This window comes from Acinetobacter portensis (assembly GCF_009372215.1).
GTDB lineage: Bacteria > Pseudomonadota > Gammaproteobacteria > Pseudomonadales > Moraxellaceae > Acinetobacter > Acinetobacter portensis.
The window spans coordinates 1-297 of record NZ_LWRV01000025.1; the positions used below are offsets into that span (position 1 = coordinate 1).

Here is a 297-nt window from a genome sequence, read left to right on the forward strand (position 1 = left end):
AGCAATAATTGACGACCGCTCTCCAATGATTGGAAAGCAAACGCTTCAGTACCTGGAGGTGCTTGATCTTTCAATTGACCTGTATATGGGTCGATGTGTTGATCATTTAAGTCAGATACCAAACGGAATTCTAAGTTTGCAGTACGACCTAATACACGTTTTGCTTCAGCAGTATCTTGCACACCCGGTAATTCAACCACAATACGGTTGCTACCTTGGGTTTGAACAAGTGCTTCTGCAACAACTAACTCGTTAATACGATTCCGTAACGTTGTTCAGTTTTGGTTCCATGCATAA

1 pseudogene is annotated in these 297 nt (G+C 41.8%); it reads right to left on the bottom strand.

The window, feature by feature from the left end:
- Positions 1-297: pseudogene (secD, locus tag A6M14_RS00940) on the bottom strand (protein translocase subunit SecD); the annotation flags it as partial.